This window comes from Ruegeria sp. AG6, assembly GCF_056541565.1.
This window is the reverse complement of record NZ_JBQFYQ010000005.1, coordinates 211,690-219,437: the sequence shown is the minus strand read 5'-3', so window position 1 is coordinate 219,437 and position 7,748 is coordinate 211,690. Positions and strand designations below refer to the sequence as shown.

The window sequence follows — 7,748 nt, the reverse complement described above, 5'->3', positions numbered from 1 at the left end:
GTTTGCGGGGCGCGGCGGGCTCCCACCCCTTTGCGTTCTGTTCCGTGCGGCGCCGGGCCCAACCGGAGGAGATGTTTCGCAAGAAATATCGACGACGGGCGGGAGCACCCCACCGTCAGTCGCCCAATTTGGCGTGGATTTCATCCAGATCGATTTCACCGATCGGCATCTTGTTCGCCGGGTTTTCGAAGTCGTATTTGAACAGCTCGAAATCCTGCTTGTAGATCTCGTAGACCAGATGCATTGACAGATCGTCAAAGTAGTCCTCGACCGGATGCGCACGTTTTGGCCCGTGCCCTTCGGATTCATTGAACCGTGGAATCTCGGACAATTTGACCGGGTGCTTCAGCTCGACATTGTCCAGAACATCCTGCATCCCGTCATTGAACGCTTCTGTCCAGAATATCCGGTCATAGTGACCGCCGTTCACGATGAAAGTAGACACGTGGCCTGACATCGCAGACCAGTGAATGTCCGGGTCCATCGGGCGCCGCCACCGGATCGTATCACGCGCAAACAGCAGAAACCGGCGGAAGCTGGCGATCTGGTCAAACTCTCCCTTGCCGTCGTCGCCGCCCACTTCGATCCCGTAGTTATAGATCAGCGTCGGCACCAGATTGCCGCGGTATCTCTTGCCGTTGCGCTGAATGCCGCAGATCTTGTCAAAGAATGAGCTTAGGATGCGGGTGTAGGGATTGCGCACGCAAGTGAAAGAATAGGACGCGTGATTGCGCACATTGTTCGAGATCAGCTTCTGGCTCTGATCAAATGCCCATTTGTGCATGCCGTCCTTGGCATCATGGATATCACCGTCGAAGAACTGACCATGATCCGAGAAATACATGATCTGACCAATGGTCGAGCAAGCACATTTGGGCACCACGCGGTACACCATGCTTTCGCTCTCGGTCATCCAGGTACCGGGAAACCCCATCTGCTGTGCCTCCTGCGCTGGCCAGGTCTCGATGCGATACGCCAGCTTTTGGTAACAAAGAACCAAAATTATTCTGTTTATTCAATCGCTCATCCTCAGTATCACGGGTGAAATCAGGCAGAAACGGATGTTGCGTAATCTCAATGGCAAAAGTCGCCTATATATTGCTGTGTCACAAGGACCCTGAAGCCATCATTGCACAGGCCGAACAACTGACCGCTGTCGGCGATTGCATGGCCATCCATTTTGACGCCAGCGCCAGCGCCATAGCCTATGAGCGCATTCGTTCCGCACTGGATCAGAACCCCAATGTGACCTTTGCAAAAAAACGCGTCAGATGCGGCTGGGGAGAATGGTCGCTGGTCCGGGCCACGCTGAACGCCCTGGAAGCCGCCGTGGAAAATTTCCCCCGCGCCACACATTTCTACATGCTGTCGGGTGACTGCATGGCGATCAAAACCGCTGAATACACGCACCGTTACCTCGACGATAACGACAAGGATTTCATCGAAAGCCACGATTTCTTTGAAAGCAACTGGATCAAGACCGGCATGAAGGAAGACCGGCTGATCTATCGCCACTACTTCAACGAGCGCACGCAGTCCAAGCTGTTCTATGCCGCCTATGAATTGCAAAAGCGCCTCGGTCTGACGCGGGACATCCCCCAGGACATTCAGATGATGATCGGCAGCCAATGGTGGTGCCTGCGTCGCAGAACCGTCGAAATGATACTGGATTTCCTGCATCAGCGCCGGGATGTGATCCGTTTTTTTTCGACCACGTGGATTCCTGATGAAACCTTTTTTCAGACGCTGGTGCGTCACCTGATCCCAAAAAACGAGATTGAAAACCGAACGCCGACATTCTTGATGTTCTCGGACTATGGAATGCCGGTCACGTTCTACAATGACCACTATGACATGTTGCTGGGCCAGGATTATCTGTTCGCACGCAAGATCAGCGCCGAGGCGCATGAGTTGAAGGCCCGGCTCGGCTCGCTCTATGCCAGTGAGGGCGTCGATTTCCCGATCTCGAACGAGGGGCGCAATCTGTACGCGTTTCTCACTGGTCGCGGGCGTATCGGCCGCCGGTTCGGACAACGCTTCTGGGAAGCCGGGAGCGTACTCGGCCCGGAACGGGAACTGTTCGTGATCGTCTGCAAGAAATGGCATGTTGCCAAACGTCTTGTCGATCAGATCGCATCTGAAACGGATATTCCTTGCGTTGAATACCTGTTCAACGAAGAAAATACGTTGCTGCCGGATCTGGGCGGGATCGACTCCACACTGACCAAGCGCTCTCGTCACCGGCGTGCCGTTCTGCGCCTGTTGTTCGACAGTTTCGGGTCGGATCAGCTGGTGCTGTGCCTTGACCCGGCCAATCTTGACGCGCTCGAGGATTTCTGCGGCGGCCAGGCCAAAACCCACGTGCTTGAGATCGAATGCGAATACTCGGACGACTATCTGATCGGCCACGCGCGTCGGGTCGGGCTGGCCGGAGACAACAGCCCAACGGAAACCGTTGCTTCCTTGCTGCCGACCCTTCGCAACGATCTGGGCTATGAATCCGAACGGATCCGCGCTGCCCGGCTGGACAATTACCTGCGCCTGCGGGAAACGGCCACGCGCGCCGACAATGAAGCGGTTATTGCCAAGTTTCTTGGGGTTGGTGAAGACAAAGCCCAAGCCGTCATGCAGTTGGATTACCTTTTCCTCGACTGATCCCCAAAGCCCTTCACAGATTGTCTGCCCGAAGGCTGGCACCCGTGACCCGCGCAATCCAAATCGCGGATGGCAAGTGTTCCGCCATGCAAGGCAGCCGCTGCCGCTGCAACTGCACTCGTGATTTTTATTCAATTATCGGATACTGTGCAGCCAATTGGGCCATTTTGTTCATACTTTTTCCATCAGAAACACGGCCCTTGCCAGAAACAAACACTGAAAACAGGCAGGTCTTTTATTCTGAATGACCGTTGTCCGAGCTTCGAAGAACCAGAGGCGCTGGCGGACCGAAGATTGAAATATTGCAACGCAACTCCGGGGGGACACAGTTGTGACCATAGATCAAATTTCCAAATCCAGACCTTACACCCCAAGCGACGCAGACTGGAAGATGATATATGATGTCCTTCCGGGTAAGGCTCAGATCGCCGACCCAGCCGTCATCAACCCACAATTCGAATGTATCGAGGTGACCGGAAACGCGGTTCTGCCAGCGAACGGCATGTATATCGTGCTGCGTGGCGTGGTTCAGCTGCGCCAGAACGGAAATCCATTGGCCAGCGCGGATGTCGGTGATTACTTCTATGAAGAACACCTTCAGATCTCGGATATCCCTGTCAGCCTAGAAGCGCTTGCGCTGGATGGAACCCGGTTGGCGTATCTGTCCAGCCAGAACTGGCTTCAGATACCAGAGAGCGTCCGGCAACCCTGTTTTGCAACGATGTTTGGTGATCTGGTCAGCGTTCAGTTGCAGAATTTTCAGCAGCCGATCAATTGTTGCAGTGTCACGGCGGCCGCTCTCAGCATGTCGGCGCTGGGGTTCAGCTGCGAAGTAAATGACATCTTCCGCGAATGCGCATTGCCCTCGTCCTTTGTCGTGAACGACGGAATCTCGCTGGGCGAGCTTTTTGACGTCGCCTGCACCTACATTCACACGCAGGGGCTGCGCGAGAGGGTTCAGGTTCAGGCCTATTTCATGGACGCAGACACAACCAGTGTGCCGCTACTGCTTGAGGCGATCGACGAATCGAACCGGCTGGGCGGTGACAACGACATTCTGGTCGCTAATTTCCAGGTCGGTCTTGCCCATGGCAACAAGACTATGCCCGGCGGCCATTTTGCCGTCATCGCCAAGTGCAATCCAAGCACGGGGCTGGTGCATATGATGGATGTGCACCCTGAGAAATACGGCAAGCTTTGGGTGACAACCGTCGAACGGTTGTGGCAAGCCATGTCGGATCGTGACGGAACCTCGATGCGGTCCCGCGGCCTTTTGCGGTTTTCAGCACGGGCCGCGGTCAAGACGCACCTGAAGACCTTCAAGCAGCGGTGCAATTACGTCGACAGCACACGTTATCTGGCGAAAGATCCCAAGAAACGCCGCAACCTGTTCCGCCGGGCAACGCCCAACATGAACTCGATCGGCGTTTTGGTGGAAAGCCTCGCCATTCACGGCGACTACAGGGTGGACGAGGACGAGTTGCTGCGGGCGGCCCAGGTGTCGTTCACGGATACTGTCCGCCGGGTCGCCACCGCCAAAGACATGCACGACATGGTCGAAAAGTATATCAGACAATCCGAGAACCTGCATCTGAGCAGTTCGTTCCAGAGCTTTGAGACCCGCGACGACAAATCAATCCAAACCCCCGAAGACTGGTTCAAGGCGCAGTTGAAAAGCCTGACCCCCGACAGCAACCGTCACCTGATGATCAACATCGACTTCAATCGCGTCACCGGGATCGAGGCGATCCGCCCGCCGGACAACGTGTTCCGGGAAACTGCGTTGCTCGAAGAGTTCTGGTGCCTGTGCATAGACTATGACGAGGATGAAGACGTTGTGACCATAGTCGATATGAGTCCGGCAACCTCGCAGGTCTGGCAAGCGCCGCGGGGCAACATTTTCCGCGGTCTGCGGGATCTCGAAGACCCTGCATTGCTGGTGATCGAAGAGGTCGAACCGCCCGAAAACCCAAGCGATGTTGCCAGCATCATTAAGCACAATACGATGGTTCTGTTCTACGAGGACGAGGACCCGTGGTCCTATATGCTGCGCAGCATTCTTTCGAATATCGGGGCAACGACCGTCAAGCAGATCGACGTGGGCGGGCGCGATCCCAATATGATCAGGATGCGGCGGCAACTGGTGACGCTGGGCGAAAGACCGGACGTGCCGTATTTGTTTTTCAAAGGAAAATGCATCAGCAAAAGTGAAAAGCTGGAAGACATCGTAGACATGATCCAGGCCGGTGAATTGCAAGCCAGAATGCGCAGGGAAGGGCTGCCGGTATCCGAACTGAATGAAACCCCAAGCCTTGAGAAGAATCCGTTCGGCTATCCCAAGGGGGTGATGAATCAAGTAAACGCCGGAAAGCGAAACGTATTGCTCTGCGCCTGCGGGTCATCGGCGGCGGACAAGATCCCCGAGCTTGTCGAACGCATTGTCGACGCGGGGCATAACGTGAAACTGATCCCGTCTGTTTCGGCCGAGAAATTCTTTCGGGATTTCGGCGCCGAACGGATCGACGCCAAGATCACCCACAATGACTATTACCGCGACGATGACGAGTGGAATTTCCGCTATTTGAATTTCGACATGCCGGTGCGCGCCTCGCATCTGGCACTGTGTGACTGGGCAGATTGCGTCATAGTGGCCCCCATCACCTGCAACACGATGGGCAAGGTTGCCAATGGCATCGCCGACAATCTTTTGACCTCGGTCTTCGTGGCATGGCAATACCAGAAGAAACCCGTGATCCTCTGCCCCGCGTGCAATACGAATATGTGGAACAATATCACCACGCAGAACAACGTCGACAAGCTTAAGACGCTTGGGGTCGATTTCGTCGGACCGCGCGAAGGTCGCCTGTCGAACGGCCGGATGGGCATCGGCATGATGGCAACGCCGGACCAGATCATGGAAGCTTTGGCGGATGCGTTCGAGGAATTGGACGACCAGAAGTATCGCGTCTGCAAATGGGCGCGCGAGGCCGCTGCCGCCGATGACATCAACGAATGGAAGCGCGTGTTCCGCGCCATCGACGAAGGGGTTGTCGGGGTCAACATCGTGGACGAGGCCCATGGAGATTCACTGTTGCACTATGCAGCAGGCGGTGAAGGCGAACTGGGCGAAAGCGGCCATGATCTGGGCAAGCCGGATTATGAGGCCGCCCAGAACCTGATCGACAGGGGTATCGACGTCAACATTGTCAACGATCACGGGTTCACCGCATTGCATGTGGCGGTGATGAACAAGGCACCGAAGATGGTGGAAATCCTGCTGCGGGCCGAAGACATGGATGCGACCTCGTGCATCGAATTCGTTCAAAGCATGCAGATCGAACCGGAAATCCGTTCCATGCTGGACGCCTGGGCGCAAGATCACAACCTGAGGATGGCAGACCCCGAACAGGGGCGTGACGAAAGCTTCGTGGCGGTGAACGAACCCTCTTACCTGTATTTCACCTATGGATCACTGAAGCAGGGGTTCCCCAATCATGACGCACACAGCGCGGTTTTGAGTGAATTCGTGGGAACGGCGCGCACCCGGCAACCAATGCCCCTGATCATCCCGAAGGAACCATTCTGCGACAATCCCAACTGTGGGTATCTGCATCGCATGGCAACCCTTGTGGATCAGCAGGGGATGGGCAAGCAAGTGGGTGGAGAGGTCTACCGTGTCACCGAATCCGGCCTCGGCGAACTGGACAGGCTGGAAGGGTATTACGGCCCCGGCTCACCCGAGAATGTCTATGTGCGCAAGAAAATCAACGTCGTCATCGAGGGTGCGATGAAACCCGCATATGCCTATGTGATCGCTGATCCGGAAAAATACCTGAAAAGCTGGCGCGAGGGTACATCCGAAGTGGTGAGCGATTACACGCTGGACATGGCGCAGGGAGAACCCAAACCCGGGTTTGAACCCGTGGCCTAACAATCCCGCGTGCTGATCGGTGGCGGTTCCGAGCTGTCCTTGATGCCGAGGTTATAGGCCGTGATCGCCACCATACACAGCAGCACGAAGGGCCAGAAACTGGCCTTTGGGATCAGGTTGTCCCGATAATGGATGATCCGCAGCGACGGCACCGCCTCTGAGGCGAACAGGTACGTATTGATCGAAACCGCCAACAGCATAAAATACATAAGGAAAAAGAATGACTCCATATAGATCACGGGCGATCCGGCGAATCCTTCGCGCAGTTGCACATGGGCCAGCAGGATCACGAAGAACAGAACCGAACAGGTGCCGATCACGCTGGACGTGCTGAAGTCATGCCGCTCGACCAACCCCTCGCGGCGCGTGACGGTCATGACTGCACCGAACAGCAGCATCACCACGACCAGCAACGGGATCATGTGAACGATGAACGCGTTTGCAAAATTGCGTTTGATGACGAAGTTGTAATGCAACTCGGGCGTGTTGGTCTGGTAAGCGTTCTGCCGGATGCCCAGCGTCGTATCCAGTTTCGACAGCTTGTAGTCGAAATAGGTGTTTTCTCGCTCCCACGTGCCCATCACGATCCGGTTGTCGATCCCGAAAATGTCATCCGATCCGGTCGCCGGATAAGCCTCGAAGTCAGGAACCAGCGCGATATTGACCTCGAAAGAAGCGGGCGAGAACCGCACCCAAACCGTTTTGTGATCGAAGGGATAACTGGTGTAGTCGAAGCTCTGGCGCAGGGTTTGTTCAAAATACCAACCAATCAAGACGCCGTCGGGTTGTGACAAGCGGTATGCCTCTTCAACAAGGCCGCTTGCGGTATCGACCGCTTCGGGCAGAAGAAATCCAACCTCACCTTCGGCGGGAAGGATCGCATCATGTTCCTTTGCCTTGTAGTGCTGCCAGATATAGCCGGTAAGCCGCACGTCGCTGGCGCCCAGAAAGCTGAACGACTTTATGAAAATCCCCGTTCTCAAACGATAGTCCGGCGCCACGTCCATTCTGCACAGATACGCATCTACCGAAGCCTGATCGGGCAGCTGCGTCAGGTCTTCCTCGAAATGGTTCAGTTCGATCCAAAGCTTGAGCAACAAGGCGGCCAACCCAAAGGTCAGCAGGCCAGAGATAAGCCAAACCTTTTTTTCGACGCTCATTC

At 55.5% G+C, this 7,748-nt stretch carries 4 protein-coding genes; 2 read left to right on the top strand and 2 right to left on the bottom strand.

The features are described 5' to 3' along the window. Nucleotides 1–115 precede the first annotated feature (115 nt). Nucleotides 116–934, bottom strand: coding sequence for a sulfotransferase family protein (locus ACR0I0_RS13245; RefSeq protein ID WP_171724083.1), 819 nt, complete (start codon nt 932–934; stop codon nt 116–118). Between the two features lie 143 nt (nt 935–1,077). Between ACR0I0_RS13245 and ACR0I0_RS13240 the strand changes: the two genes are divergently transcribed. Further along, nucleotides 1,078–2,655: a DUF5928 domain-containing protein gene (locus ACR0I0_RS13240; protein ID WP_480491784.1), complete on the top strand. Its 1,578-nt coding sequence runs from the start codon at nt 1,078–1,080 to the stop codon at nt 2,653–2,655. 331 nt (nt 2,656–2,986) lie between these two features. Next, nucleotides 2,987–6,586, top strand: a complete 3,600-nt coding sequence (locus ACR0I0_RS13235) for a flavoprotein (RefSeq protein ID WP_480491782.1) — start codon at nt 2,987–2,989, stop codon at nt 6,584–6,586. Here ACR0I0_RS13235 and ACR0I0_RS13230 read toward each other — a convergent pair. Beyond that, a complete protein-coding gene (locus ACR0I0_RS13230) occupies nt 6,583–7,746 on the bottom strand; it encodes a hypothetical protein (RefSeq protein ID WP_171635544.1) in 1,164 nt (387 codons plus the stop codon). The genes ACR0I0_RS13235 and ACR0I0_RS13230 overlap by 4 nt on opposite strands. Nucleotides 7,747–7,748 lie beyond the last annotated feature (2 nt).

Excerpts from the sequence above, each read along its gene's own strand:
- ACR0I0_RS13245 (WP_171724083.1), bottom strand. The coding sequence starts at position 934 with ATGGGGTTTCCCGGTACCTGGATGACCGAGAGCGAAAGCATGGTGTAC.
- ACR0I0_RS13240 (WP_480491784.1), top strand. The coding sequence starts at position 1,078 with ATGGCAAAAGTCGCCTATATATTGCTGTGTCACAAGGACCCTGAAGCC.
- ACR0I0_RS13230 (WP_171635544.1), bottom strand. The coding sequence starts at position 7,746 with ATGAGCGTCGAAAAAAAGGTTTGGCTTATCTCTGGCCTGCTGACCTTT.